This is a genomic window from Monashia sp. HAY1-11D, from assembly GCF_056868035.1.
This window is the reverse complement of the sequence record NZ_CP200320.1, coordinates 4533462-4559917: the sequence shown is the minus strand read 5'-3', so window position 1 is coordinate 4559917 and position 26456 is coordinate 4533462. Positions and strand designations below refer to the sequence as shown.

Annotated in this window: 24 protein-coding genes and 1 riboswitch; of the genes, 17 read left to right on the top strand and 7 right to left on the bottom strand. The window is 73.4% G+C overall.

Going from position 1 to position 26456, the window contains the following annotated elements; translation table 11 throughout:
- From AC1VM9_RS21060 to AC1VM9_RS21030, 7 genes are all read left to right on the top strand, one after another.
- On the top strand, positions 1 to 705 hold the full coding sequence (locus AC1VM9_RS21060) for a NeuD/PglB/VioB family sugar acetyltransferase (protein WP_483123924.1): 705 nt from the start codon (positions 1 to 3) through the stop codon (positions 703 to 705).
- Positions 702 to 1790: an N-acetylneuraminate synthase family protein gene (locus AC1VM9_RS21055; protein ID WP_483123923.1), complete on the top strand. Its 1089-nt coding sequence runs from the start codon at positions 702 to 704 to the stop codon at positions 1788 to 1790. The genes AC1VM9_RS21060 and AC1VM9_RS21055 overlap by 4 nt, the downstream gene beginning before the upstream one ends.
- 1 nt (position 1791) lies before the next feature.
- Complete coding sequence (neuC, locus tag AC1VM9_RS21050; RefSeq protein WP_483123922.1) at positions 1792 to 3027, top strand: UDP-N-acetylglucosamine 2-epimerase; 1236 nt, start codon at positions 1792 to 1794, stop codon at positions 3025 to 3027.
- Entirely contained in the window at positions 3024 to 4079 is a 1056-nt protein-coding gene (locus tag AC1VM9_RS21045) for a sugar phosphate nucleotidyltransferase (protein ID WP_483123921.1), read from the top strand. The genes neuC and AC1VM9_RS21045 overlap by 4 nt, the downstream gene beginning before the upstream one ends.
- Before the next feature lie 148 nt (positions 4080 to 4227).
- The gene (locus AC1VM9_RS21040) at positions 4228 to 5265 is read left to right on the top strand and encodes an SDR family NAD(P)-dependent oxidoreductase (protein WP_483123919.1); all 1038 of its coding nucleotides are present in this window, start codon (positions 4228 to 4230) and stop codon (positions 5263 to 5265) included.
- On the top strand, positions 5262 to 6458 hold the full coding sequence (locus AC1VM9_RS21035; protein ID WP_481340758.1) for a DegT/DnrJ/EryC1/StrS family aminotransferase: 1197 nt from the start codon (positions 5262 to 5264) through the stop codon (positions 6456 to 6458). Before AC1VM9_RS21040 ends, AC1VM9_RS21035 begins: the two co-directional genes overlap by 4 nt.
- Before the next feature lie 66 nt (positions 6459 to 6524).
- Positions 6525 to 8411 carry a Na+/H+ antiporter gene (locus tag AC1VM9_RS21030; protein WP_483123918.1) on the top strand — a complete coding sequence of 629 codons (1887 nt, stop codon included), beginning with the start codon at positions 6525 to 6527 and terminating at the stop codon, positions 8409 to 8411.
- 22 nt (positions 8412 to 8433) lie between these two features.
- Here the strand turns inward: AC1VM9_RS21030 and AC1VM9_RS21025 are convergent, their stop codons facing one another.
- Both AC1VM9_RS21025 and AC1VM9_RS21020 read right to left on the bottom strand, forming a co-directional pair.
- Positions 8434 to 9477, bottom strand: coding sequence for an LD-carboxypeptidase (locus AC1VM9_RS21025; RefSeq protein WP_483123917.1), 1044 nt, complete (start codon positions 9475 to 9477; stop codon positions 8434 to 8436).
- 54 nt (positions 9478 to 9531) lie between these two features.
- On the bottom strand, positions 9532 to 10878 hold the full coding sequence (locus tag AC1VM9_RS21020; RefSeq protein WP_481340781.1) for a bifunctional o-acetylhomoserine/o-acetylserine sulfhydrylase: 1347 nt from the start codon (positions 10876 to 10878) through the stop codon (positions 9532 to 9534).
- A 55-nt stretch (positions 10879 to 10933) separates the two neighbouring features.
- Positions 10934 to 11052, bottom strand: a riboswitch (SAM riboswitch).
- Positions 11053 to 11255: 203 nt separating this feature from the next.
- Between AC1VM9_RS21020 and AC1VM9_RS21015 the strand changes: the two genes are divergently transcribed.
- Positions 11256 to 12422: an acyl-CoA dehydrogenase family protein gene (locus AC1VM9_RS21015; protein ID WP_481340755.1), complete on the top strand. Its 1167-nt coding sequence runs from the start codon at positions 11256 to 11258 to the stop codon at positions 12420 to 12422.
- Positions 12423 to 12436: 14 nt separating this feature from the next.
- Here AC1VM9_RS21015 and AC1VM9_RS21010 read toward each other — a convergent pair whose 3' ends face one another.
- Positions 12437 to 12919: a MarR family winged helix-turn-helix transcriptional regulator gene (locus tag AC1VM9_RS21010; protein WP_481340754.1), complete on the bottom strand. Its 483-nt coding sequence runs from the start codon at positions 12917 to 12919 to the stop codon at positions 12437 to 12439.
- A 496-nt stretch (positions 12920 to 13415) separates the two neighbouring features.
- Here AC1VM9_RS21010 and AC1VM9_RS21005 point away from each other — a divergent pair, with 496 nt between their 5' ends.
- From AC1VM9_RS21005 to AC1VM9_RS20965, 9 genes are all read left to right on the top strand, one after another.
- Positions 13416 to 14396 carry a glycosyltransferase family 2 protein gene (locus AC1VM9_RS21005; protein ID WP_481344552.1) on the top strand — a complete coding sequence of 327 codons (981 nt, stop codon included), beginning with the start codon at positions 13416 to 13418 and terminating at the stop codon, positions 14394 to 14396.
- A gap of 39 nt (positions 14397 to 14435) precedes the next feature.
- The gene (locus tag AC1VM9_RS21000) at positions 14436 to 15641 is read left to right on the top strand and encodes a CDP-glycerol glycerophosphotransferase family protein (protein ID WP_481340752.1); all 1206 of its coding nucleotides are present in this window, start codon (positions 14436 to 14438) and stop codon (positions 15639 to 15641) included.
- 133 nt (positions 15642 to 15774) lie between these two features.
- Positions 15775 to 16575: an ABC transporter permease gene (locus tag AC1VM9_RS20995; RefSeq protein ID WP_481340751.1), complete on the top strand. Its 801-nt coding sequence runs from the start codon at positions 15775 to 15777 to the stop codon at positions 16573 to 16575.
- Positions 16575 to 17324, top strand: a complete 750-nt coding sequence (locus AC1VM9_RS20990) for an ABC transporter ATP-binding protein (RefSeq protein ID WP_481340750.1) — start codon at positions 16575 to 16577, stop codon at positions 17322 to 17324. Before AC1VM9_RS20995 ends, AC1VM9_RS20990 begins: the two co-directional genes overlap by 1 nt.
- Entirely contained in the window at positions 17321 to 17809 is a 489-nt protein-coding gene (locus AC1VM9_RS20985; protein ID WP_483123915.1) for a hypothetical protein, read from the top strand. The genes AC1VM9_RS20990 and AC1VM9_RS20985 overlap by 4 nt, the downstream gene beginning before the upstream one ends.
- On the top strand, positions 17806 to 19242 hold the full coding sequence (locus tag AC1VM9_RS20980; RefSeq protein WP_483123913.1) for a DUF5941 domain-containing protein: 1437 nt from the start codon (positions 17806 to 17808) through the stop codon (positions 19240 to 19242). The genes AC1VM9_RS20985 and AC1VM9_RS20980 overlap by 4 nt, the downstream gene beginning before the upstream one ends.
- On the top strand, positions 19239 to 20051 hold the full coding sequence (locus AC1VM9_RS20975) for a CDP-alcohol phosphatidyltransferase family protein (RefSeq protein ID WP_483123912.1): 813 nt from the start codon (positions 19239 to 19241) through the stop codon (positions 20049 to 20051). The genes AC1VM9_RS20980 and AC1VM9_RS20975 overlap by 4 nt, the downstream gene beginning before the upstream one ends.
- Positions 20052 to 20060: 9 nt before the next feature.
- Positions 20061 to 21035 carry a glycosyltransferase family protein gene (locus AC1VM9_RS20970; protein WP_483123911.1) on the top strand — a complete coding sequence of 325 codons (975 nt, stop codon included), beginning with the start codon at positions 20061 to 20063 and terminating at the stop codon, positions 21033 to 21035.
- Between the two features lie 158 nt (positions 21036 to 21193).
- Entirely contained in the window at positions 21194 to 21595 is a 402-nt protein-coding gene (locus AC1VM9_RS20965; protein WP_483123909.1) for an FAD synthase family protein, read from the top strand.
- 33 nt (positions 21596 to 21628) lie between these two features.
- On the opposite strand, the gene AC1VM9_RS20960 is transcribed toward AC1VM9_RS20965, so the two are convergent.
- The 4 genes from AC1VM9_RS20960 to AC1VM9_RS20945 all read right to left on the bottom strand — a co-directional run bounded on the left by AC1VM9_RS20960 (position 21629) and on the right by AC1VM9_RS20945 (position 26427).
- Positions 21629 to 23311 carry a SpoIID/LytB domain-containing protein gene (locus AC1VM9_RS20960; protein WP_483123908.1) on the bottom strand — a complete coding sequence of 561 codons (1683 nt, stop codon included), beginning with the start codon at positions 23309 to 23311 and terminating at the stop codon, positions 21629 to 21631.
- On the bottom strand, positions 23194 to 24714 hold the full coding sequence (locus tag AC1VM9_RS20955; RefSeq protein WP_483123907.1) for an N-acetylmuramoyl-L-alanine amidase: 1521 nt from the start codon (positions 24712 to 24714) through the stop codon (positions 23194 to 23196). Before AC1VM9_RS20955 ends, AC1VM9_RS20960 begins: the two co-directional genes overlap by 118 nt.
- 218 nt (positions 24715 to 24932) lie before the next feature.
- Positions 24933 to 25589, bottom strand: a complete 657-nt coding sequence (locus AC1VM9_RS20950) for a 3-oxoacid CoA-transferase subunit B (RefSeq protein WP_483123905.1) — start codon at positions 25587 to 25589, stop codon at positions 24933 to 24935.
- Position 25590: 1 nt separating this feature from the next.
- Positions 25591 to 26427, bottom strand: a complete 837-nt coding sequence (locus AC1VM9_RS20945) for a CoA transferase subunit A (protein WP_483123904.1) — start codon at positions 26425 to 26427, stop codon at positions 25591 to 25593.
- Between the last annotated feature and the right edge of the window lie 29 nt (positions 26428 to 26456).

Here is a 26456-nt window from a genome sequence, read left to right as displayed (position 1 = left end):
GTGGCGGGCTGGGTCGTCCTCGGCGCCGGCGGGCACGCGCGTTCGGTCGTCGACGTCCTCGAGCGCGCCGGCCACCGTGTCGTCGCGGTCGCGGGCGACGCCGGTGGGCGGGCCTGGCACGTGGAGGCCCTGGAGACCGACGTCGACGCGCTCGACCGCGCGGCCGCCGACGCCCTCGACGTCGCGGTCGCGATCGGCAGCAACCCCGCGCGCACCCGGCTGCTGGGCCAGGTCGCAGAGCGCGGTCTCGCGGCACCGGCCGTCGTGGCCGCCACCGCCACGGTCGCCCCGCAAGCCCGGCTCGGCGCGGGCACCGTCGTGCTCGAGCACGCCCACGTCGGGCCCGCGGCCTCCCTCGGCACCGCCGTCGTCGTCAACACCGCGGCCGTCGTCGAGCACGACTGCACGGTGGGTGACGGCGTCCACGTCGCACCTGGCGCCGTGCTCCTCGGGGCCGCATCGGTGGGCGCCGGCTCGCTGGTCGGCAGCGGGGCCCGCGTCCTACCGGGCGTCCGTGTCGGGGCCGGCGTCACCGTCGGGGCCGGCGCCGTCGTCACCGAGGACGTGCCCGACGGCGCCACCGTCGTCGGCGTCCCCGCCCGCCGGACCGCAGGAAGCGTCGCGGCTTCCCGGACCCTCCAGGACTCCCAAGGGTCGCGCACCCCCGAGACGAGCCACCCCCGCAGGACCGGAGAACGCCCGTGACCACCGACCCGCTCGACCCGCACGCACCGGCCGGAGGTGCGCCGGGCGTCCGCCCCGTCGACCTCGCGGGCACGACCGTGCCGACGCCGGGACAGGTCCACGTCATCGCCGAGGCGGGCGTCAACCACAACGGCGACCTCGACCTCGCCCACCGGCTCGTCGACATCGCCGCGGCCGCCGGCGCGGACGCCGTGAAGTTCCAGACCTTCTCGCCGGACAAGCTCGTCTCCTCGGCCGCCGCCACGACGCCGTACCAGCGCGACCGCGGCGGCAGCTCGGACCAGCGCAGCCTCCTCGAGGCACTGACGCTGCCGGGGTCCGTCTGGGCCGAGCTGCGCGACCACGCGCGCGAGGCCGGCACGACGTTCCTGTCCACCCCGTTCGACCTCGACAGCGCCGAGCTGCTGGTCGGCCTCGGGCTCACCGCGCTCAAGGTCAGCTCGGGCGAGCTGACGAACCTGCCGTACCTGCGCGAGCTCTCGCGACTCGGCGTGACCCTCCTCGTGTCGACGGGGATGGGCACCGGGGCGGAGGTGGCCGAGGCCGTCGAGGCGTGCGCCGACGCCCCCGGCCTGGTCCTGTTCCACTGCGTGTCGGCCTACCCGGCGCCCGTCGACGAGTGCAACCTGCGGGTCATCCCCGCGCTCGCGGCCCGGCACGGGGTGCCCGTCGGCTGGTCCGACCACACGCCGGGCCTGACCACCGCCCTGGGCGCGGTGGCGCTCGGCGCGCCGGTGCTCGAGAAGCACTTCACCGCCGACCGCTCGCTGCCGGGCCCCGACCACCTCGCGAGCCTCGAGCCCGACGCCCTGAGCGAGTACGTCCGCGAGACCAAGGCGCTGGCCCGGGCCCTGGGGGACGGCGTCAAGGTGCGCCAGCCCTCGGAGGAGGAGAACGCGACGCTCGTGCGCCGGTCGTGGCACGTGGCGTCCGACCTGCCCGCCGGGCACACCCTGACCGGCGCGGACCTGCGGCTGCTCCGGCCCGAGGGCGGGCTCAGCCCGGCCGTCGACGTGCGTGGACGCGTCCTCGTCCGTGGCGTCACGGCCGGCGCGCCGCTCACCGACGCCGACCTCGAGGCCTGACGTGCCGGCTCCCGGTGCGCACGGCGGCGACCGCACGACCGTCGCCGTCTTCGTCGGCACGCGTGCCGACCTCGGCCCGCTCTCGCCCGTGCTCGAGGCGCTCGCGGCGGCCGACGACGTCGAGCTGCACGTGCTGACCGGCGTGATGTACGCGCCCGACGACCTGGCCGCGGCGCTGCCGCCCGTGCTGGCTCCCGAGGAGTGGCGCTCCCGCGTCGAGCCGCTGGCCGACCCGATGACAGCGGTCACCGTGGGGACGCAGCTCGAGCAGGGCGCGGTGATCGCCCGGGCCGCCGGGGAGGTGCTCGGCCGGCTCGACGCCGACGCCCTCGTCGTGCTCGGGGACCGGTGGGAGCTGCTCTACGTCGTGCCGCCGGCCTTCCTGCTCGGCGTGCCGGTGGTCCACCTGCACGGTGGCGAGGTGACCGAGGGTGCCGTCGACGAACGGGTCCGGCACGCCGTCACCAAGCTCGCCGACCAGCACTGCGTCGCCTCGGAGGAGGCCGCGACGCGCCTTCGGCAGATGGGCGAGCCGGCCGACCGGGTCCACGTCACCGGGGCCCCCGGCCTCGACCGGCTCGCGGCCGCCGAGCCGCTCGACGACGCCGCGCTGGCGACCCTCGTCGGCGTCGACGCGGTGACGCGTCCCTTCGCACTGTTCACCTACCACCCGCCGACGGCCCAGCCCGGGGCCCCGGTAGGGAGGTGGGCGCGCGAGGCCCTCGAGGCGACGCTCGCCGCGTCGGGCACCGTCGTGGCGACCCACCCCGGCATGGACGAGGGGCGTGAGGCGATCATCGCCGCGCTCGAGCAGGTCGCGGCCCACGAGCCACGGCTGCGCGTCGTCGAGGCCCTCGGTCGGGACTACCCGCGGGTCCTCGCGTCGGCCGACGTCGTCGTCGGCAACTCCAGCTCGGGCGTCATCGAGGCGGCCAGCGTCGGGGTGCCGGCCGTCGACGTGGGGGAGCGGCAGCGGGGCCGGCTGCGGGGCGCCAACGTCGCCCATGCCGAGGAGGGACGCGTCCCCGTGGAGACCGCCGTGCGCGCGGCGCTGACCGCGGCGGCCCGCGCGCGGGCCCGCGCGACCACCAACCCGTACGGAGCGGGTGATGCCAGCGGGCGCATCCTCGCTATCGTTCGGGGAGCGGGCACCGCCCCGCGCGTCAAGCGCTTCGTCGACCTGCCCGTCCGCGACGGAGCCGCACCAGCGAGGCCGACGGGCGAGGAGGACCGGTGACCGCCCGAGACCTGCGCGCCGCGAGCGCGCCGACGACGGCGACGATCCGGGACGCCCTCGAGGTCGTCGACCGCAGCGCGACGCTCGTCTGCCTCCTCGTCGACGACGCCGGCCGCCTCGCCGGGCTGCTCACCGACGGCGACCTGCGGCGCGCCTTCCTCAAGGGGTCCAGCCTCGACGACCCGGCCCTGGAGCACGCGACGACGAGCCCGCAGGTCGTGGCCGCCGGCTCACCGCGGGCGCTCGTCCTCGACCTCATGCAGGCGCTGCGGATCTCCGCGGTGCCGGAGGTCGCCGACGACGGCACGCTCGTCGGGCTGCACACGCTGTCCGACGTCGTCGGGTCGGCACCGCTACCCAACGTCGCCGTCGTCATGGCCGGAGGTCGTGGCACCCGTCTCGGCGACCTGACCCGCGACACCCCGAAGCCCCTCATGACGGTCGCCGGCCGCTCGATCCTCGAGTGGATCGTCCTCGGTCTCGTCGGCGACGGCATCCGCGACATCTACGTCAGCGTCAACTACCTCGCCGACCAGATCGAGGAGCACCTCGGCGACGGCTCGCGCCTCGGCTGCACGGTCCGCTACCTGCGCGAGGAGCCCGACCTGCCGCTCGGCACCGCAGGCTCGCTCACCCTGCTGCGCGAGCAGCGCCCCGACCTCGCCCACCCGGTCGTCGTCATGAACGGCGACCTCATGGTCGACTACAGCGCGGGCCAGCTCCTCGAGGCGCACCTGCGCACCGGTGCCGCCCTCACGGTGGCCACCCGCACCTACCAGCACGAGGTACCGTTCGGCGTCGTCGAGAGCGAGGGCGGGCGGGTCACCGGCCTGTCCGAGAAGCCGACCCTCAGCCTCGACATCAACGCCGCCGTCTACGCGGTCGAGCCGCGCGCGCTCGCGTGGCTGCCCGCCGGCCGGGCGAGCACGATGCCCGAGCTCGTCGAGACGTGCCTCGGGCGGGGCGAGCCGGTGACGGCCTGGCCGATCCAGTCCGAGTGGATCGACGTCGGCACGCCCGGTGACCTCGCCCGCGCGCAGGGCCAGGGCTGAGGGCGCCGGCCTCCGTCCGAGCCCGACGTCGACCCGACCAGGCCGACGACCGACGAGCACGACGACTGACCAGCACGACGACTGACCAGCACGACGACGAGCCACGAGCATGACGAGTACGACGAACCCACACGACGAGAAGGCAGCTGTGACAACGGAACCCACGCCCCAGCCGATGACCGGGTCGATCGCCGACAAGACCGTGCTCGTGACCGGCTCCGACGGCTTCATCGGCAGCAACGTCGTCGAGCGGCTCCTCGCCGACGGCGCGAAGGTGCGGGCCTTCTGCCTCTACAACTCCAACGGCTCGACCGGCTGGCTCGACGAGTCGGACACCTTCCGCCGCGCGGTGCGCGACGGCCGGGCCGAGGTCGTCCTCGGTGACATCCGCGACCCCGAGCACGTCATGGCCAGCGCCGAGGGCGTCGACGTCGTGCTGCACCTCGCCGCGCTCATCGCGATCCCGTTCTCGTACGTGGCGCCCCGCTCCTACGTCGAGACCAACGTCATCGGCACCCTCAACGTCCTCGAGGCCGTGCGCCGCCAGGGCGTGCCGCGGATGGTCAACACGTCGACGTCCGAGGTGTACGGCACGCCCGAGTCGGTGCCGATCACCGAGGAGCACCCGCTGCGCGGCCAGTCGCCGTACTCGGCGACGAAGATCTCGGCCGACAAGATGTGCGAGTCGTACGCGTTGTCGTTCGGCACGCCGGTCACGACGCTGCGGCCCTTCAACACCTTCGGCCCGCGCCAGTCCACACGCGCCGTCATCCCGACGGTCCTGTCGCAGCTGCTCGCCGGCGCGTCCGAGCTGCGGCTCGGCGACGTGACGCCCAGGCGCGACTTCACCTTCGTCAGCGACACCGCCGACGGCTTCGTGCGTGCCGCCCTCGCGGACGTCGAGCCGGGGACGACGATCCAGCTCGGCACCGGGCGCACCGTGTCGGTCGGCGACGTCGTCGAGCTGTGCAAGAAGGTCACCGGCAACGACGCCGACGTCGTCACCGAGAGCGACCGCATCCGCCCGGAGAACTCCGAGGTGCAGGTCCTCCTGTCGGACCCGTCGCGCGCCAACGCGGTCCTCGGCTGGGCGCCGACCGTGTCACTCGAGGAGGGCCTGGCCGCGACGGCAGAATGGCTGCGCCCGCGGGTCGACCCCGAGACGGCCGGGCGGTACCACCGGTGACGACGGGCGCAGCGAGGCCGCCGGCCGGGGAGGCGCACGCGCCGGGCTCGCGCGGGCCCGAGGGCACGATCCCGCTGGCCGTCCCCAACATCGGCGAGCTCGAGCGTCGGTACGTCCTCGAGGCGGTCGAGTCCGGGTTCGTCTCGTCCGTCGGACCGTTCGTCTCGGAGTTCGAGCACCGGTTCGCCGAGCGCGTCGGGGCCCGGCACGCCGTCGCCTGCGCAACGGGGACGGCCGCGATCCACGTCGGTCTGCTGCTGCTCGGCGTCGAGCGGGACGACGAGGTGTTCTGCTCCGACTTCACCTTCGTCGGGTCGGTCAACCCCATCGCCTACGTCGGGGCGCGCCCGGTGCTCGTCGACTCCGAGGCCCGCACGTGGAACCTCGACCCCGAGCTGGTCGCCGGCGAGCTGGACCGCCGGGCCGCCGAGGGTCGCCCGCTGCCGAAGGTCGTCGAGGTGGTGCACGTCCTCGGCCAGCCCGCCGACATGGAACCCCTCGTCGATGCGTGCGCACGCCACGGCGTCGCGATCCTCGAGGACGCCGCCGAGTCGCTCGGCGCCACGTGGTCCGGCGGTCGGTACGCCGGGTCGCACACCGGCACCGTGGGGCGGGTCGGCTGCTTCTCCTTCAACGGCAACAAGATCGCCACGACCGGTGGCGGCGGGATGCTCGTCACCGACGACGACGAGCTCGCCGCGCGGGCCCGCCACCTGACCACCCAGGCCAAGGTTCCCGACGTCGGGTACCTGCACGACGAGGTCGGCTACAACTACCGGCTCACCAACCTGGCCGCGGGCCTGGGCCTGGCCCAGCTCGAGCGCCTCGACGAGTTCGTCGCGGCCAAGCACCGGATCGCGACGCGGTACGACGAGGCGTTCGCCGGCCTCCCGCTCGTCCTGCCGCCGCGCGTCGAGGGTCTCGACGCGACGTACTGGCTCTACTCGGTGCTCGTGCCCGAGGGTGACGGCCGCGGCCGGGACGAGCTGCTCGGACACCTCCACGCGCTCGGGGTCGGCGCCCGCGCGCTGTGGCGACCGCTGCACGCGCAGCCGCCGTTCGCGACGGCGCCGGTGCTCGGCGGCGGGGTCGGCTCGGGGCTCTTCGCCCGCGGCGTCTCGCTGCCCTGTGCCACCGAGCTGACCGAGGCCGACCAGGAGCGCGTCATCGAGGCGGTCCGCTCGTTCTTCTGAGCCCCCGGGCCGCCCACGCGGCGGTCCGATGACGCGCAGGGGGCCGCATGTTGGCAGGATGGCCCGGTGGAGATCGCGACCGGGTTGCTGGCGATCGCCGCGACCGTCCTCGGCGGCGCGTGGCTGGCTGACCGTCTGCGCCTGCCCGCACCGCTCGTCCTCATGCTCGTCGGCATCGTCGGGTCCTACCTGCCCTTCGTGCCCCAGGTGGCCCTGACCCCCGAGGAGGTGCTCCTCGGCATCCTGCCGCCGTTGCTCTACGCGGCCGCCATCCAGACCTCGCTCGTCGACGTCCGCACGTACAAGGGCACGATCGTGTCGCTGTCGGTGGGGCTGGTGCTGTTCACCGCCCTCGCCGTCGCGGTGTTCCTGCACCAGCTGATCGGCCTCGGGTTCGCCGTGGCGTTCGCCATCGGTGCCGTCGTGGCCCCGCCCGACGCGGTCGCGGCCACCGCGGTCGGACGGCAGATCGGGCTGCCGCGGCGGCTCGTGACGATCCTCGAGGGCGAGTCGCTCGTCAACGACGCGACGGCGCTCGTCGCGCTGAGCACGGCGCTCACCGCGGCCGGTCTCGCGACGGGCGACCGGGCGCAGACCCTGACCTTCGGCGGTGTCGTCGGACAGTTCCTCTGGGCCTCGGTCGGTGGTGCGGCGATCGGCTTCGTGGTGTCGCTGGTCGTCCTCGTCCTGCGCAAGCGGTTCTCGACCGAGGCCGCCTTCGACACCGTCCTGTCGTTCATGGTGCCCTTCGCCGCCTACGTCCCCGCCGAGGAGCTGCACGCGTCGGGGGTCATCGCCGTCGTCACCGCCGGCATCGTCCTCGGTCACCGGTCGCCGCGGTCGCAGACCGGCGCGTCACGGCTGTCCGAGCGGATCAACTGGGGGTCCATCCAGTTCCTCCTCGAGAACGCCGTGTTCCTCCTCATCGGCCTGCAGGTCTCGTACGTGGTCGAGAAGGTGCGCGCGTCGTCGCTGTCGTGGGGCACCATCGCGCTCGCCGCCTTCGGCACGCTCGTCGTGGTCCTGCTCGCCCGGCCGGTCTGGGTGTTCCCGTTCCGGTGGTTCAAGTCCAGCGTGCTCCGCCTCGAGGCGCCGTCGCCGTGGTCGCACTCGGCGGTGCTGTCGTGGGCCGGCATGCGTGGCGTCGTGACGCTCGCGGCCGCGCTGCTCCTGCCGGACCAGACGCCGCACCGCGACGTCCTCGTCCTCGTCGCCGTCGTCGTCACGGTGGGGACGCTGCTCGTCCAGGGCACGACCCTGCCGCGCCTCGCGCGTCGGCTCGGGGTGCGCGGCCCCGACCCGCGTGAGGACGCCCTCCAGGCCGCGACCGTGCTCCAGGCCGCGACGCGGGCCGGGCTGGAGGCCCTCGACGCGATGCCCGACGTCGACGACGCGACGCGGACGACGCTGCGGGACCGCGCCGACGACCGGCTCAACCAGATGTGGGAGCGCCTCGGTCCGAGGGGCGCCGACGTCGACGAGACGCCGAGCGAGCGCTACGTCCGTGCCCGCATGACGATGCTGCAGGCCGAGCGCGGCGAGGTGCTGCGGCTGCGTGACGAGGGTCGGGCCGACCAGACCGTGCTCCGCGTCGTCCTCGGGGCCCTCGACCTCGAGGAGACGATGCTGGACCGCATCGACGACCAGCAGGAACGACTGGCAGAGAGCGAGATGTTGCCCGTGGAGACCCTCGAGAGCCCGTGCGAGCACCTGGAGGACACCGACTCGTGCGCCGAGCCGCGCACGCCCGAGGGCTGCGAGGAGTGCCTCCGCGCCGGCACGACGTGGGTGCACCTGCGCCTGTGCCTGCAGTGCGGTCACGTCGGCTGCTGCGACTCCTCGGAGTTCAAGCACGCGACGGCGCACTTCCACGACGTCGGACACCCGGTCATCCGCTCCATCGAGCCGGGTGAGACGTGGCGCTGGTGCTACCTCGACGAGGTCGTCGGCTAGCCAGCCGCGGAGTCGCGCGTCGTCAGTCGAGGCGCTGCACGACCGTGTGCGTGCCGGCTGCCGGGTCGTGCTCGACGGACGTCGTGGCGCCCTGCACGAGCGCGAGGAACGGCGCGACGTGCCCGCACTCGACGTCGGCCAGGATCGGCACGCCGAGCATGCCGAGGGCGTCGCTGACGGCGTCGTGCTGGGTGAACCCGCCCGGCTCCGGGGCGTTGGTGCGGGACACGAGGATGCCGGTGGCCGCGTCGAAGAAGCCGCGCAACCGCATGGCGTGAAGGGCACGGCAGACGTCGTACGAGGGCCACTCGGCGATGTCGAGCAGGACGACGAGGCCCTCCGGGGCGTGCCGTGCGGCAAAGGTGCTCGTGTCGCCGTAGGTGCTGCCGGCGAGGAAGCTGATCGTCTCGACGCAGCCACCGACGAGCCGCCCCGAGAAGCCCGCGGGCTCACCCTCGTGCCCCGGGTCGATGCGGGTCCACGTACCGCGTCCGTCGAGGGTCATCCGCGAGACCGTCGGGTCGGCGGCGTAGTCGTCCCAGCCGCCGGAGCGGAACCGCCCGGGGGAGCGCTGCACCAGCTCTTCGCCGGCTGAGGCCGACGCGACGTCGACCCAGTGCAGGATGCCGTCGGGCAGGACGTACGGGGTGTCCATGAGGTTCTGCCCGTGGATCGTGGCCAGGCCGGTGGTGAGGGTGAGCGGGGTCAGCCACGTCGAGGTGTCGGAGAAGCCGACGCACCACGTCGGCTCGGCGGACGAGACGGCGTCCAGGTCGAGCAGGTCGAGCAGGTCGATGCCGGTCTCACCACCCCAGGGCGGCACCACGGCCCTGATCGTGGGGTCGGTGAGCATCGACATGAGCTCGGCCGCGCGTGCCTCACGCGGCCCGCTGACGTGACTCGTTGCGTGGTTGAGCTCGCCCACCACCACGTCGAACCCGCGGTCGCGCAGGCACCGGACGGCATGGGTGAACCGACCCCACAGGCGGTCCTGGACGCCCGAGCTCGGCGAGGTGACACCGACCCGGTCGCCGGGACGCAGGGGAGCGGGGTAGCGGATCGGCATGGCCGACATGCTGCCAGCCGTGCCGACCCGCCACACCCCGGCTTCCGCCGGTGCTCAGGGCTTCGCGGCCGCGAAACCCTGCTCGAGGTCGGCGAGGATGTCGTCGATGTGCTCGATGCCCACGGCGAGGCGAACGAGACCCGGCGTGACGCCCGCCGCGAGGCGGTCCTCCTCGGGGCCCTGCGAATGGGTCGTCGAGGCGGGGTGGATGACCAGGGACCGCACGTCGCCGATGTTCGCGACGTGGCTGTGCAGGGTCAGCGCCTCGACGAACCTCTTGCCGGCATCGAGACCACCGGCGATCTCGAACGAGAGCACCGCGCCCGCGCCACGGGGCGCGTACTTCTGCGCCGTGGCGTGGGAGGGGCTGTCCGGCAGCGACGCCCACACGACCCGCTCCACCTGGGGGTGACCCTGCAGGTAGGCAGCGACCCTGGTGGCGTTCGCGAGGTGGCGCTCGATGCGCAGCGACAGCGTCTCGAGGCCCTGGGCGATGAGGAACGCGTTGAACGGTGCCGCGGCCGGCCCGAGGTCCCGCAGCAGCTGCACACGCGCCTTGAGGATGTAGGCGAGGTTGGCCCCGAGCGGGCTGCCGACGCCGAGGTCCCGGGCGAAGACGAGGCCGTGGTAGCTCTCCTCGGGGGTGTTGTAGTTCGGGAACCGCTCCGGGTCGGCGCCGTAGTCGAACCGGCCCGCGTCGACGATGACGCCGGCGATGGACGTGCCGTGACCGCCGAGGTACTTCGTCGCGGAGTGGACGACGACGTCGGCGCCCCACTCGATCGGGCGGATGACGTACGGGGTCGCGATGGTGTTGTCCACGACGAGGGGGACGCCGTGCTCGTGCGCGACCGCCGCGACCGCCTCGATGTCGAGCACCTCGGCCTTCGGGTTGGCGATCGTCTCGCCGAAGAACGCCTTCGTGTTCGGCCGCACGGCGGCACGCCACGCGTCGACCGAGCTGGGGTCCTCGACGAAGCTCACCTCGATGCCGAGCTTGCGGAACGTGAACCTCAGCAGGTTGACGGTGCCGCCGTAGAGGCTCGGCGAGGCGACGATGTGGTCACCGGCCTCGGCGATGTTGAGCAGGGCCAGGGTGGTGGCCGACTGTCCCGAGGCGACGAGGAGGGCCCCGACACCGCCCTCGAGTGCGGCGATGCGTTGCTCCACGACATCCGTCGTCGGGTTCATGATCCGCGTGTAGATGTTGCCGAACTCCTTGAGCCCGAACAGGTTCGCCGCGTGGTCGGTGTCGTCGAAGACGTAGCTCGTCGTCTGGTAGATCGGCAGGGCGCGCGCACCGGTCGCGCTGTCGGCGCTCTGTCCGGCATGGATCTGCTTGGTCTCGAAGGACCAGTTCGGCTCGGTCATCGTGGTCTGCTCTTCCTGGTTCGGGTCGATGACCGGTCGTCGTCCCGACGGCCCGGCGCACCGACGGCTCGGTGCGGGGAGAGGGTCTCCGCGCTTGCCCGCGCCGGCTGTCGACGTCGGGCCAGGTCCTCACCCGGGGCACCCCGCCGCGGTTGGGAGGGTTGCCGGCCAGCGAGCCGGGGCTTGGCGCTGGCGCTCATGACCTGCCCGCAGTGTAGACAGCGGCGTCCGAGGAGTGGGAGCCGGTGTCCGAGGGGTGGCGGCCACCTCCCGCGGAAGCCGCGCCGTGGCGCGGTACTGGCGGCGTCGGGGCCGCTTCCGCGTCGGAAAGTGCGCCGCGGCGCGGTACTCGTGGCGTCGATCACGAGGACGTCCTACTAATCCGAACCCGTGAGTAGGATCAGGCCGTGAGCACGAACGCCGACTTCGACCTGTACCGCACCAGCGAGGACCACGAGGCGCTGCGGGAGGCCGTACGCGCCGTGGCCGAGGACAAGATCGCGCCCTTCGCGGCGGCGGTCGACGCGGAGGCCCGCTACCCGCAGGAGGCGCACGACGCCCTCGTGGCCTCGGACTTCTTCGCCCCCCACGTGCCGGAGGAGTACGACGGCGTCGGCGCCGACGCGCTCGCGACGTGCATCGTCATCGAGGAGGTCGCCCGCGTCGACGCGTCCGCCTCGCTCATCCCCGCCGTCAACAAGCTCGGCTCGCTCCCGCTCATCCTCGACGGCAGCGACGAGCTCAAGGGACGCTACCTCCCGCCCCTGGCCCAGGGCCGGACGACGTTCTCGTACGGGCTCTCCGAGCGCGAGGCCGGCTCGGACACCGCGTCCATGAAGTGCCGCGCCCGGCAGGACGGCGACGGCTGGGTGCTCAACGGCCAGAAGTCGTGGATCACGAATGCCGGTGTGTCCGAGTACTACACGGTCCTCGCCGTCACCGACCCCGACGGTCCCCGGGGTGGCAACGTCACGGCCTTCGTCGTCGAGAAGTCCGACCCGGGGTTCACCTTCGGCGAGAAGGAGCGCAAGCTCGGCATCAAGGGCAGCCCGACCCGCGAGCTGCACTTCGACGACGTCCGGATCCCCGGTGACCGCGTCGTCGGCCAGGTCGGTGACGGCCTCAAGATCGCGCTGCGCACCCTCGACCACACGCGCGTCACCATCGGCGCGCAGGCCGTCGGCATCGCCCAGGGGGCGCTCGACGTCGCGCTGGCCTACGTCAAGGACCGCAAGCAGTTCGGCAAGCACATCGCCGACTTCCAGGGGATCCAGTTCATGCTCGCCGACATGGCGATGGAGCTCGAGGCCGCGCGCCAGATGGTCTATGTCGCGGCGGCCAAGTCCGAACGCGGTGACAAGGACCTCTCGTTCTTCGGGGCAGCGGCCAAGTGCTACGCGTCGGACGTCGCGATGAAGGTGACGACCGACGCCGTGCAGCTGCTCGGGGGAGCCGGCTACACCCAGGACTTCCCGCTCGAGCGGATGATGCGCGACGCCAAGATCACCCAGATCTACGAGGGCACCAACCAGGTCCAGCGCATCGTCATGGCACGCCAGCTGCTCAAGGGCTGACCGGGCGACGAGGCTCAGTGCCGGCGCCGGTTCCCGCGGGTGCTCGAGCTGGAGGCGTGGATGTCGGCCGCGACGCCCCGCAGCGCCTCGGTGATGGTCGTGAGGACCTCCGTGACATGCGGCAGGCTCGCCGGGTCGAGCGTGTCGAAGGTGTGCGGCACCCAGTCGTGCACCTGCCCGAGCCGGCGCAGGTCGGCCTCGGGGATGCGCACCGTGCTCCGACGCCGGTCGGCCGGGTCGGCCACCCGCTCGACGAGGTGGCGGCGTTCGAGCCGGTCGACGAGCGTGGTCGTCGAGCTCGTCGTGAGTCCCAGGGCCTGGGACAGCTCGGTCTGGCCCATCGACCCGCGGGCCAGCAGGTAGCTGATGGCGCGGCTCTCGTTGACGGTGAGGTCGAGGTGCTCGGCCGCGGCGAGGCGGTAGCGCTCGCCGGCGAGGATGAGCTCGCGCAGGGCGGCGGTCGCCGCAGCCCGGTCGGCGGCACGGGTGGGGGTCATGGTCCCAAACCTACCGAGTCGCGGATCGGCGGCGGAGCAGGCCGACCGCCACGTGACGCGATGGTCGAACTGCTTGATGATCGCGCGACCCCGCCGTATGGTGGTCGTGCACCGCCGGGGGCGGCGCGGCCGTTCGCGGCTGCGACGCCCTTGGACACGAGGTCAAACAGCGTGCCCGTGTCCGCGGCGCTGCGTCGTCACCGGGGGTCCGAGTGGCGGGCGCCGCCGCCCCTCCCCGGAGGCGGCGCCCCACTCCCCGCGAGCGCCGCGAGCACGCTCGAGTGCGAAGGCCCGCTCCCGCGGCGGCACCGGGCCCGGTCGGGTCGTGGTGGGCCCGGGAGGCCCGGCGGCCGGCGCGTCCTCGTGGCTCGGGCGCCCCGCGGTCGACTCCCGACCCTCCAGTAGGCTGGTCGCCGCTCGCGCCCCGGGCAGCGGGCGGTACACGGGAGCCGCGACCGGGCCCCGGGACGACGAGCAGAGGACGAGGAACACCAGCGTGGACGCGTCGACGCAGCTGACCCCGCCGGTCAGCGTCATCATGCCGCTGCTCAACGAGGAGCGGCACCTGCGCGACGCCGTCGCGATGATCCTCACCCAGGACTACGCCGGCCCCATCGAGGTCGTCCTCGCACTCGGCCCGTCGACCGACGGCACGGACGCGGTCGCCGAGGCGCTGGCCGCGGAGGACCCGCGGGTCCGTCTCGTGCGCAACCCGAGCGGGCGCACCCCGGACGGCCTCAACGCCGCGATCGGTGCCTCGACCGGCGCGGTGATCGTGCGCGTCGACGGGCACGCCGAGATCCCCGACGACTACGTCTCGCGCGCCGTCCGCGAGCTGCACCGGGTCGGCGCCGACAACGTCGGCGGCGTCATGGACGCGCGCGGCACCACCGACTTCGAGCGCGCGGTCGCGTGCGCGATGCGCAGCCCCCTCGGCGTCGGTGCGTCCCGCTTCCACACCGGCGGCGAGGCCGGCGAGGCCGACACCGTGTACCTCGGTGTCTTCCGCCGCGAGGCGCTCGAGCGCGTCGGTGGCTACGACCCGCACTTCTCCCGCGCGCAGGACTGGGAGATGAACCACCGCATCCGCGAGACCGGCGGACGGGTGTGGTTCACCCCCGAGCTCAAGGTCACCTACCGGCCGCGGGCGTCCGTGAGCGCCCTCGCGAGGCAGTACTTCCACTACGGACGCTGGCGCCGTGTCGTCGCCCGCTACCACGAGGGCACCATCAACCCGCGCTACCTCGCGCCGCCGACGATGGTCGGGGTCACGACGGTCGCGACAGTCCTCGGCTTCTTCTGGCACCCGGCCTGGGCCGTGCCCGCCGCCTACGTCGCCGGCGTCACCGCGGGCGGCCTCGCCATCTCCGGCGGCGAGTCGGCCCGCACGCGGGCGAGCCTGCCGGTCGTGCTCGCGACGATGCACTGGGCGTGGGGCATAGGGTTCCTCACGAGCCCGCGGCGCCTGACGCGCTGAACCCGCCCGACACCGCTGCCACGAAGGACACCGACACCGATGGACAACGCCAAGCAGGCGGCCACTCTCGTCCGGGACGCCGTCCGGCGACAGCTCGCCAAGCGACGCCTTGCGCGCCGCCTCGCCCGTGAGGGGCTGCAGCCGGGCAGCGAGGCCCCGTTCCGCTGCGCCGTGTACTTCTCCGACGAGCCGGTCAACCTCTACCAGATCCGCCAGTGGTACGCGCCGCTGCAGGAGCTGGCGCGCACCGAGCCGGTCGTCGTCATCTCGCGGATGCCCGAGACGACCATCCTGCTCCTCGACGAGTGTCCCCTCCCGGTCCTGCACGCCCCGCGGGTCACCGACATCGAGGCGTTCATGGCCGGGCACGAGATCGGCCTGGTCCTCTACGTCAACCAGAACGTCCGCAACTTCCAGATGCTGCGCTTCGCGACGCCGGCGCACGTCTTCGTCAGCCACGGCGAGAGCGACAAGTCCTACATGGCGAGCAACCAGCTCAAGGCCTACGACCGCGTCTTCATCGCGGGCCAGGCGGCTGCCGAGCGGCTCACCGGAGCCCTGGTCGAGTTCGACGTGGCCGCACGCGCCGTCGAGATCGGCCGCCCCCAGAACGACACCACCTATCCGTCCCCGCACCTGCCGGCCGACGGGCGCACCACCGTGCTCTACGCGCCGACGTGGGAGGGCGACCGCCCGAGCATGGCCTACGGCTCCATCGACACCCACGGCGAGGCGATCCTCACCGCGCTGCTCGCCGACGCGCGCTTCCGCGTCGTCTACCGGCCGCACCCGCGCTCCGGCGCCTTCCAGCGCTCCTACGGGGCGGCGTCCGCCCGGCTCTCGGCCCTCGTCGAGCAGGCCAACGCCGCGGACCCCACCGCCCACCACCTCGTCGACACCCACACGGCGTTCGGCTGGCACCTGGCCGCCCTCGACGCCTGCATCACCGACGTGTCGGCGGTCGCCCTCGACTGGCTCGCCACCGGCAAGCCGCTCGTCCTGACGCGGCCCAGCGCACCCACCGCCGAGGTCGAACCGACCCGGCTGAACGAGAGCGTCCCGCTCGTCGACGCGTCCGAGGCCGCCGGCATCGTCAAGATCCTCGACGCGGCGTTCGCCGAGCCGGGGGAGGCGCGGGCCGACGTCGTGCGCCACTACTTCGGCGACACGTCGCCGGGCGCCGCGACGGCCCGGTTCGTCGCCGCCGCGACCGAGCTGATCGAGTCGCGGCTGGCCCGCACCTGACAGCGACCCCCGGCGGGCACCCCTAGACTGCGGCGAGAGCCGGACGGGTGCCCCGTCGCCGCGGAGGCCCCATGACGGTGCCCGCAACCCGACGAACGGCCCGAACCCACGAAGGAGAAGGTGGTCTGCGCGCATGATCGGCGTGTCCCAGTTCCGCGGCCTCATGGCCAACCGGCAGGTGCTGCGCACCCTGGTCGAACGTGACCTGCGCGTCCGCTACGCCGGCAGCTGGCTCGGGTGGCTGTGGACCATCCTGGACCCGCTGCTCATGGCGCTCGTCTACTTCGTCGTCTTCACGCTCATCTTCCAGGCGCGCCGGACCGGCAACCAGCCCTTCTTCCTGCACCTGGTCACCGGTCTGTTCCTCTGGCAGTGGTTCGCCCAGAACATGTCGGAGACCTCGCGCGCCCTGCTGGCCGAGTCACGGCTCGTCCGGTCGGCCAACCTGCCGCGCGAGCTGTGGGTGGTGCGCGTCGTGCTCGCCAAGGGCATCGAGTTCATCCTCAGCCTGCCGGTCATCGTGGCCTTCACGATCTTCTACATGATCACCGGGCAGACCCACCTGCACTGGACGATCATCCTGGCGCCGATCTCGTTCCTGCTGACCTTCCTGCTGTCGGTGGGCATCGGCATGATCCTCGCCCCGATCACCGTGCTCGTCAGCGACATGGCCCGCGTCGTGCGCATCGCACTGCGTCTCGGCTTCTACGCGACCCCCGTGCTCTACAGCGCCGACATGGCCCCGAAGACCCTGCGCGACGTGCTGGCGATCAACCCGATGAGCGGGGTCCTCGAGCTGTTCCGGTCCGGCTTCTTCCGGGGCGAGATGAACGTCCTGTCCGTCGCCTCGGCCTGCGTGCTGACCGTCGTGCTCCTGCTCGTCGGCGCCTACGTCTTCAAGCGCATGGAGCCGGCCGTGCTGAAGGAGATCTGATGGCCAAGCCGGTGATCGAGGTCCGCGACCTCGGGATCGAGTTCTACCGCTCCCGCAAGCGGCGCATGTCGCTGCGCGAGCTCGTCTTCAAGGGCCAGACCGGCGCGACGAACGAGACGTTCTGGGCGCTGCGCGACATCTCGTTCGACGTCGCCAAGGGCGAGGCCGTCGGCCTCGTCGGCGGCAACGGCTCGGGCAAGAGCACGCTGCTGCGGATGATCGCCGGCGTCATGCTCCCCGACTCCGGCTACGCCCGGGTCCGCGGCGGCGTCGCCCCGCTCATCGAGCTGACCGGTGGGTTCCTCGGCGAGCTGACCGCCCGCGAGAACGTCTACCTCGCGGCGGGCCTGCACGGCCTGACGAAGCGCCAGATCGACGAGCGCTACGAGGAGATCGTCGACTTCGCCGGCCCGCAGGTCCAGGCGGGCATGGACATGCCCTTCCGCCACTTCTCGTCCGGGATGCAGGTGCGCATCGCCTTCGCGCTCATCACGACGCTCGACCAGCCGGTCGTCCTCGTCGACGAGGTCCTGGCCGTCGGTGACCGTGCCTTCCGTGAGAAGTGCTACGAGCGCATGGAGAACATGCTTTCCGGCGGCAAGACGCTCTTCCTCGTCTCCCACAGCGAGCACGACCTCAAGCGCTTCGCCGAGCGCGGCCTCTACCTGCAGGCGGGCGAGCTCGTCGGCGACGGTCCCATCGACGAGGTCCTCGAGCAGTACAACGCCGACGCGGACGCCGGCACGTGAGGCTCGACGAGCGCCCCCTCGTCGGCGACGCTCGTGCCCGTCTCGTGGTCGGCCGCTCGGCCGGTGCCGACACCCTCGTTCTCGGGCCCGACCCGGCGTCCGACCTCGTCGAGACGCTGACCGAGCTCGGACTGTCCGTGCGACGCCCGGACGTCCCGGCACACGACGTGCCGGCCGTGCTGGCGGCGGTCGCCGCGGTGGCCGCCGCGTCCGACACGGTGCCGCTCGTCCTCGCCGCCGCCGACCTGAGGGTCAGCCCCGTCGCTCTCCTCGACGTGCTGGACTCGCCGCGCGACGCGACGCTGGTGCCCGTCGTCGACGCCCCGGTCACCGACCTGCGCGACCCGACCACCGGCCCCGCCGGTGCCCGTACCTCCGACCCGGGGTCGAGCGCCGGTGCCCTCGCCCAGGGTGGCTTCGCACCGGTGCGGGTCGACCGGCACACCCGCCTCGTGGTGTCGGCCGGATCGGGGGGCACGTCGTGACGGCCCCGACCTCGTACGCCGCAGGGCTGCTCCGGGTCGCTGCCGCGGACCGGGCCGCCGTCGCGGAGGTCCTGGCCGCCGCGGCCGCGAGCGCCTCGGAGCGGCACGTCGGCGCCTCGGCCCTGGACCTCGTCGTCGTCGCGCTCGTGCGCGCGGCCGTCGTGCCCGTCGTCGCGGTGCCGCTCGCCCACGTCACGGTCGAGCGGGGGCCCGCGCTGCGGCGGGGCGCGCCCGGCTCGGCCTGGCAGCAGCGCCTGCGGGCTGCCTCGCGAGGCAACGACGGCGTGTTCTCGATGCACGCGATCCGGCCTCTCTCGCGCGGCCTCACCGCGCTCGGCCTGCGCCACGGATGGTCCCCGAACGTCGTCACGGCGGTCAGCCTCGGGCTCGGCCTCGCCGCCTGCGCCCTCACGGCCGTCGACTCGTGGTGGACCTGGCTGCTCGCGGCGGTGCTGCTGCAGGCCTCGCTCGTCGTCGACTGCGTCGACGGCGAGATCGCCCGGTTCACGCGGCGCTACAGCGCGTTCGGGGGCTGGCTCGATGCCGTGAGCGACCGCGTCAAGGAGTTCACGATGGTGGCCGCCGTCGCCTGGGTGGCGGCCCGCCGCGGCGAGGACCTCTGGTGGCTCGCCGTCCTGGTACTGGCGCTCCTGGCGGTGCGCCACGTCGAGGACCACGCCTACTCGACCCGACAGCGCGCGTCCGCCTCCGAGCCGCGCGCCCCCCACCCGCTCGACGACCCCCGCGACGGCGGCCCGGAGCGGGCACCGACGACGGTGCCCGCGCCGCCGACCGGACGGGCCCGGGTGGTGCGCGACGTCAAGCAGGTGCTGCACCTGCCGATCGCCGAGCGCTACCTCGTCATGTCGCTCGGCCTGCTGCTGCACCGGCCGGCCCTGCTGCTCTGGGCGCTCGGCGTGGCGTCCGCCATCGCGCTCGCGTGGACGCAGGCCGGACGGCTCCTGCGGGCGCTGACCCGCACCGACGGCTTCCGTGCCGACCGCCCGGACCGCACCCTCAGGCACCTGTGCGACCTCGCCGTGCTCCCGCGACCCCGGGGCCGAGGCCGGCTCGCCTGGCAGGTGCCCGCGCTGCTCGTCGCGGTCGAGACGGCGGCCCTGCTGCTCGCGGCCGGAGCGGACCCCGCCTCACGGGCCGCCGCCTACGCCTGGCTGGCCGTGGTCTGCTGGCACCTCTACGACAACGTCTACCGGCTCCGCGAGACCGGCGCGAGCAGCACGGTCGCCCTCGTGCGGGTCACGCTCGGCGTCGAGGGACGCGTCGTGCTCCTCGGGCTGCTCGGAGGGCTGAGCGGCCATCCGGCCCCGTTCCTGCTCACCGGGGCGGTCGTGCTCGCCGTCCTCTTCGGCGCCGAGTCCGCACGGGCCTGGCGTCGACACCTCGGCGGCACACGGCAGGATGGAGCCTCATGACCCTGGCCCACGACCCGACCGACGACCGGCCGACGGCCGAGCAGCTCAAGGCCGTCGCGCAGCCGCCGGAACACATCGCGCGGTACAACGCCGAGCACTGGGCCGGCGCCCTCTACATCCGCCACCTGTCGATCCACGTCACGCGGTGGCTGCTGCCCACCCACATCACGCCCAACGGCGTCACGTGGCTCATGATCGTCACCGGCGTCGTGGGCGCCTTCGCGATCCCGTTCGGTGGGGTCGTCGGTCCCGTCGTGGCCGTCCTCGCGATGCAGCTGCAGATCCTCCTCGACTGCTCCGACGGCGAGGTGGCCCGCTGGCGGCAGCGCTTCTCGCCCGCGGGGATTTACCTCGACCGCATCGGCCACTACGTCACCGAGGCCTCCATCCCGGTGGCGATCGGACTGCGCGCCGACGGATGGGGACTCACGCACCCGGGTGACGTCGGCGGCTGGACCGTGCTCGGCCTGCTCGTCGCGGTCGGCGTGCTGCTCAACAAGGCGTTCACCGACCTCGTCCACGTCGCCCGGGCGAAGACGGGCCGCCCGCCGCTCGAGGACGTCGCGACGACGGCCCGCCCCAAGGCATCCGGCATGGCGGCGCTGCGGCGCGCCTTCGACTACGTGCCGGTGTTCCGCGCCTTCGTGGCCGTCGAGGCCTCGCTGCTGGCCCTCGCGGCCGCCGTCGTCGACGCCGTCCACGGCGACCTCATCGGCACCCAGGTGCTCGTCGTCGTCATGGTGCCGCTCGTCGTCCTCACAGCCGGCGGCCACCTGCTCGGCGTCCTGTCCAGCTCCCGGCTCGACTGAGGCCCAGGCATGTCCGCAGCCCGCCCCGTCTTCCAGTGGGCCCAGGAGCACGGCGAGGTCGGCGGCGTGCGCACGAGCCACCACCAGCTGACCGCGTCGCTGCGCGCCGGGGGCGTCGAGGTCGTCTACGTCGACACCGGGTCGGCTTTCCGGGCGCTGCGCGCCGTGCCCGGGCTGCGCCGACGCGGGCTGCACCTGCTGCACCTGACGCGGCTGTGGCGGGCGATGCTCCTCGCCCCCTGCTTCGCGCTCCTGCGCGGACGCACCGTCCTCGTCCTGCACTCGGGCTCGACGAGCGGCCAGGTGGCGCGCCTGCCGGGCTGGCGACGCCGGGCGCTCGTCGTCGCGCTGCACGCCTACGACGAGATCTGGGCCGTCAACGACGAGATCGGCGCGATCCTGCCCGAGCGGCTGCGCTCGCGCGTCACCGTCGTCACGCCCTTCGACGCCTCGGCGGCGCCCGTGCCGAGCCCGTTCCCCCGTGAGCCGCACGCCCTCGCCCTGGCCACCAACGCCGGGCTGCCGCACTACAACGCCACGCTCGGCATCGAGGCAGTCGAGCTCGTCCGCCGGACCTGGCCCGACGCGACCCTCACGGTCCTCGCCTACGGCAACGACACCGAGGCCGTGCAGGACCTCCGGCACCGAGCCGGGGGGAGCGCGTGGCTCACCGTCGCGTTCGACAGCCCGCCCGCGGAGGTCAGCGCCGTCCTCTCGCGCGTCGGCACGTTCCTGCGGCCGACGAGCTGGGACGGCGACTCGGTCATCGTCCGGGAGGCCCTGGCGGCGGGGGCCCGGGTCGTGGCGAGCGACACCGCGCCGCGGCCGGCCGGCGTCGTGCTCGCGGCTCTCACGGCGGCGGACCTCGCCCGAGCCGTCCTCGAGGGCGGGCCGGTCAGCGACGGGTCCGGGCTGGCACAGACGACGCTCGCCCAGGCCGCGCACGCGGCGCTGGCGGCCCTGGAGACCCTCTCGCGGCGCTGACCCGCCTCCTCCCGGCCGGGGCGGTCCCGTCGTTTCGGCGTGGCCGGGGCAGGGCTAGTAGCCTCGCACCGACGCGGACGGCCGCCACGGGCTGCCGACCGCGTCGCCCCGGGCGGGTCGCCGAACGACCGCCCGGGTCGAGCCGCCAGAGGAGCACCGTGAGCAACCGGACCGTCATCACCTTCGGGACCTTCGACGTCTTCCACGTCGGACACGTGCGGGTGCTCCAGCGCGCTGCCGCCCTCGGTGACCGCCTCGTCGTCGGGGTGTCGGCCGACGCGCTCAACATCGCCAAGAAGGGCCGCCCTCCGGTGTTCACGCAGGACGAGCGCATCGAGATCGTCTCGGCCCTGCGCGTCGTCGACGAGGTCTTCGTCGAGGAGTCGCTCGAGCTCAAGCGCGACTACATCCTCACCCACCACGCCGACGTCCTCGTCATGGGCGACGACTGGACGGGCAAGTTCGACTGGGTCGGCGACGTCTGCGAGGTGGTCTACCTACCACGCACGCCGTCGGTGTCGACGACCGGCCTCATCGAGCACATCGCCGGTCTCGGCTGACCCGAGGAGGCCCGTCCCGCTTCGCGACCCGCGTCACTGCCCCCAGGTCAGCGTCGACGAGGACGAGCCGGCCGACAGGGGAGTGGTCAGCCGGGCCTCGCCGAGGACCCGGTAGACGAGCAGCGCACCGTCGCTCTTGCGCCGGGTCAGCAGGTCGTCGCGGCCGTCGCCGGTGAGGTCGCCGATGCCCCGCACGGCGCTCATCGCGGTCCAGCCCGACGAGCCGATGACGCGTGCCGGCTTGAACCCGCCGGTGCCGTTGCCGCCGTAGAGGACGAGCGCACCGTCCGAGGCGCGGACGGCGACGAGGTCACGCAGGCCGTCGCCGTCGAACTCCCCGGAGGTCACCTGGCTCAGGCCGTTCCAGCCGGTGCCGACCGTCGGGCTCGAGGTGATGGCCCCGGTGCCGTCGCCCGTGCGCAGGATGAGCCGGCCGTCGCTCATGCGGGTGGCGAAGTCGGTGTACCCGTCGCCGTTCCAGTCGCCCGTCGGCACGATCATCGTCACGGCGCCCCACCCCTGGGCGAGGACGACCCGCCCGGCGTTGAGGCCGCTCGAGCCGAGTCCCGGGTAGAGCCAGGCGGTGCCGGCGGAGTCGATGGCGACGACGTCACCGAGGTTGTCGTTGCCGAAGGGTCCGACGGCTGTGGCGGCGCGCATGCCGGAGAACCCGCCGTAGAGGATCTGCCGGACGGTGAAGGACATCGAGCCGGTGTAGGACAGCGTCTTGAGCGCCGACCCCGACGGGATGATGACGTCGCCGAGGCCGTCGCCGGTGACGTCACGCGGCGAGTAGGCGGCCGAGCGGGGCGCCGGTGAGGACACCGTCCACCACGTGCTGCGCAGGCCGAGCGCCGATCGGAAGGCGTCGGCGCTGACCGCCACCGAGCCGGCCGAGCCGGTGAGCGTGACCGTCCCGACGCGACCGCCGAAGGTGCCGGTGCCGCCACCACCCGTTCGGGTCCCGACGGCGATGCTGCGTAGCGTGCCGATCACCGGGTAGCGGGCCTCGATCGCGGCGGATGTCAGCGTCGTGTCCCAGGAGTTGGGGTTGGCCGCCGAGGTGACGGCCCCGTCGTACGGGTCGGACTGGGCGAGGAGGTAGGGCGCGCTGCCGCGCACCGTCCGGCCACCGTTCGACGACGAGTACTGGGTGAAGGCGGGCTTGCCGCCGTAGCCGAGGACGACGCCGGCCGTCGCCCCGACCGCGGCGGAGGCGCGGCTGTCCTCGTTGCGCCTCGTCAGCACACCCGTGGCGGAGTAGTCGGCCACCCCGCGGTAGGCCTGGCAGGTCGTGTCGCACGTGTCGTAGGCGCGGCTGCCGGCCGTCGACAGGCCGTAGGCGGCGTAGGTGCGCGCGGCGACGGCCTGCGACGCGAGGGCAGCCGCGGGCCAGCTGGCCGGCATCTCGTTGGGGACGACCCCGAGCAGGTAGGACTCGGTCGGCACGACGTTGACCGGGTAGGCGCGGCCCGAGACCGGCACGACGCGCACGGTCCCGCGGAACTCCCGCCGCGAGCCGCTCGGCAGGACGAGGCGGACGGTCCCGGCCGACGGTCGGCTCAGGGTGAGGGGCACGCTCGACCGGGTCCAGCCGCTCACGGCGTTCCACCGGGCGTTGTAGTACGCCTGGAGCGACACGCCGGTGCCCTCGGGGACGACCCGCCAGCGCAGCGACGTCGACAGGGCCGAGTCTTCGAGCCGTTGGAGACCCACGCTCCGCTCTGGGTGACGAGCTCGGTGGACCCGGTGCCGACACTCTGGAGCAGCACGCGAAGGGACGGGTTGCCCTGTGAGGTGCGGGTCGTGCCCGGGTAGTAGAAGCCGAGGGTCTGCTGCCACGTGAGTCCGCGCGTCGCCGCGCCGTAGGCGCCCCACTGGGACAGGCCGATGCCGTGGCCGTAGCCGCGGCCGGTCAGGGTGAACGAGCCCGTCGCCGGACGCGCGTACGTCTCCGACACGGTCGTCGGCTTCTGGACGGACCACTGCCCGGCTCGCCAGATCGAGCCGGCGCCGCTGCGGATCGAGGCCACCTGCGGGTAGGCCTGGTCGCCGGGGCAGTCCGTCAGGCTGAGGTCGCGATGGCCGATGAGCCGGGGCTTGGTGACCCGGACGCCGGCCGCGTAGCGCGTGCCCCCGGCGGAGGTCAGCACCACGGACGTCGACGGGTCGAAGAGGGAGCGGTCGCCCTCCCAGGCGGCCACGCGCGTCACCATGGACTTGGCGGCCGAGCTCATCGGCGTCGACGTGAAGTCGCCGATGACCGAGATGCCGGTGGTCTCGGCGTTGAAGCCCCCGGCCTGCGCGCCCATGACGAAGGCGGCCGTGCTGCCCTTGCGGCCCTCGTACGCGCGGCCGAAGCGGTCGACGAGGATCTGGTAGCCCAGGTCGCACCAGCCGCGGCTCTGGACGTGGAAGGCGTACATCGAGCGCAGCAGCGCGGGCACCTGGTCGGCCGTGTACGTGTTGGAGTTGACGGTGTGGTGCACGACGACCGCCTTGAAGCCGCTGAGCCGCTCGCCGTCGCACGTCCGGATGCTCTCGTCGGCGCCCCACTCGGCGCGGCTGATGATCGTCGGACGGGTGACGGCCGCGACGGCCGAGCCGGCGGGCGGGTCGATCGACGCGTCGGCGGGGGAGTCGCCACCGTCGACGAGGCTCGCGCGCAGCCCGCTGGGCACCGAGCCGTCGGGCGTCGTGACCCGGATGTCGGCGGCGTCGGAGTCGGCCGCGGCGAGCGGGGCCGTGCCGGGCCGCGCGTGCCGCGCGTCGGCCGAGCCGGGGTCGGGCGCGTCGTCCTCCTCCAGGTCGAGGGAGACCCAGTCGCTCCAGCCCGACGCGTCGTGCGTGCGCACCTCGACGCGCGTGCCGGTGGGCGGCGTCCGGTCGAAGGTGACGCCGGCGACGTCGAAGTCCACGCCGGCGACGTGGGTCGCCGCGACGACCCTGCCCGGACTGCCGGCTCGGGCGGCGGGGCGCGCGCCGGCGACGGCCGGGACGGCGACCTCGTGGACCGTGGGGGCGACCGGCCGGGGCTTGGCCCCGGAGGACATCGTGGGGGCGACGACGAACGTGGCGGTCAGCACGGTCACGGCGACGGTGGTGGGGACGAGGCGCATCGCAGGACTCCTGGCAGGAACGGGCAGCACACCCATTGAGTCCCAATTGTCCCAACCACCACAGTGCGTCACGAATGATCGTTATCATCCCGTGACCGCTGGATCGTCCCGGTTTGGTAGGGCTGGCCGAGCCCGCCGACCCCGCCGATGCGCACCCGGCGGCGCGGACCCCGAGGGTGCCGCGCCGCCGGTTCGACGGGGTGTCGGGGAGTTTGCCCTCAGCCGTGCGTGGGGGCCGGCTGGAGGTCGACCGTCAGCTCGGGCTCGGTCCTGTCCCGCACCTCCTCCTCCGTGACACCGGGGGCCAGCTCGCGCAGCACGAGGCCGGCGTCGGTGACGTCGAGGACCGCGAGGTCGGTGATGATCCGCTGGACGACGCCGCGGCCGGTGTAGGGCAGCGAGCAGTCCTTGACGATCTTGTACGAGCCGTCCCTGGCCGTGTGCTCCATGAGCACGATGACCTTCTTGGCTCCGTGGACGAGGTCCATCGCACCGCCCATCCCCTTGACCATCTTGCCGGGGATCATCCAGTTCGCGATGTCGCCGCCCTCGCTGACCTGCATCGCGCCGAGGATCGCGGCATCGACCTTGCCGCCACGGATCATGCCGAAGCTCGTCGCCGAGTCGAAGAACGCCGCCCCCTTGCGCAGGGTGACGGTCTCCTTGCCCGCGTTGATGAGGTCGGGGTCCTCCTCGCCGTCGAGCGGGTAGGCACCGACGCCGAGGATGCCGTTCTCGGACTGCAGGACGATCTCGACGTCGTCGGGCACGTAGTTGGGCACGAGCGTCGGCAGGCCGATGCCGAGGTTGACGTACGCGCCGTCGGCCAGCTCGGCGGCGGCGCGCGCCGCCATCTGCTCACGGGTCAGCGCCATCTCAGGCCTCCTTGCTCGAGGTCGCGGGGGTCTCGCTGCCGGCGCCGGCTCCACCGCTGCCCTGGTCGGCCCGCGGGCGGACGGTGCGGCGCTCGATGCGCTTGGTGACCGCCTGCTCGGGGGTCAGCGGCAGGACCCGCTGGACGAAGATGCCGGGCAGGTGGACCGCGTCGGGGTCGAGCTCGCCCGGCTCGACGAGCTGCTCGACCTCCGCGACGGTGACGCGTCCGGCCATGGCGCACAGCGGGTTGAAGTTGCGGGCCGACTCGTGGAAGACGAGGTTGCCGTGCCGGTCGCCCTTCGCGGCGCGAACGAGCCCGAAGTCGGTCGTGATGGCCTGCTCGAGGACGAACGTCTTCGTCTCGCCCATCCACTCGAAGTCCTGGGTCTGCTTCGGCGGCGAGGAGACGGCCACGGCGCCGTCGGCGTCGTAGCGCCACGGCAGACCGCCCTCGGCGATCTGGGTGCCGACCCCGGTCATCGTGAAGAACGCCGCGATCCCGGAGCCACCCGCGCGCAGGCGCTCTGCCAACGTGCCCTGGGGCGTCAGCTCCACCTCCAGCTCGCCGGACAGGTACTGCCGCTCGAACTCCTTGTTCTCACCGACGTACGAGCTGACCATCCGGCGGATCCGCTTGTCACGCAGCAGGATGCCCAGGCCCCAGTCGTCGACGCCGCAGTTGTTCGACACGGCCTCGAGGTCGGTCAGGCCGGCGTCGTGGATGGCTGCGATGAGCACGGAGGGGATGCCACAGAGGCCGAAACCGCCGACCGACAGCGACATGCCGTCGCGGATCCCGGCGATGGCCTCCTGGGGGGTGGAGACGACTTTGTCCATGGGTCGGACTCTATCCGCGTCGGCGGCCG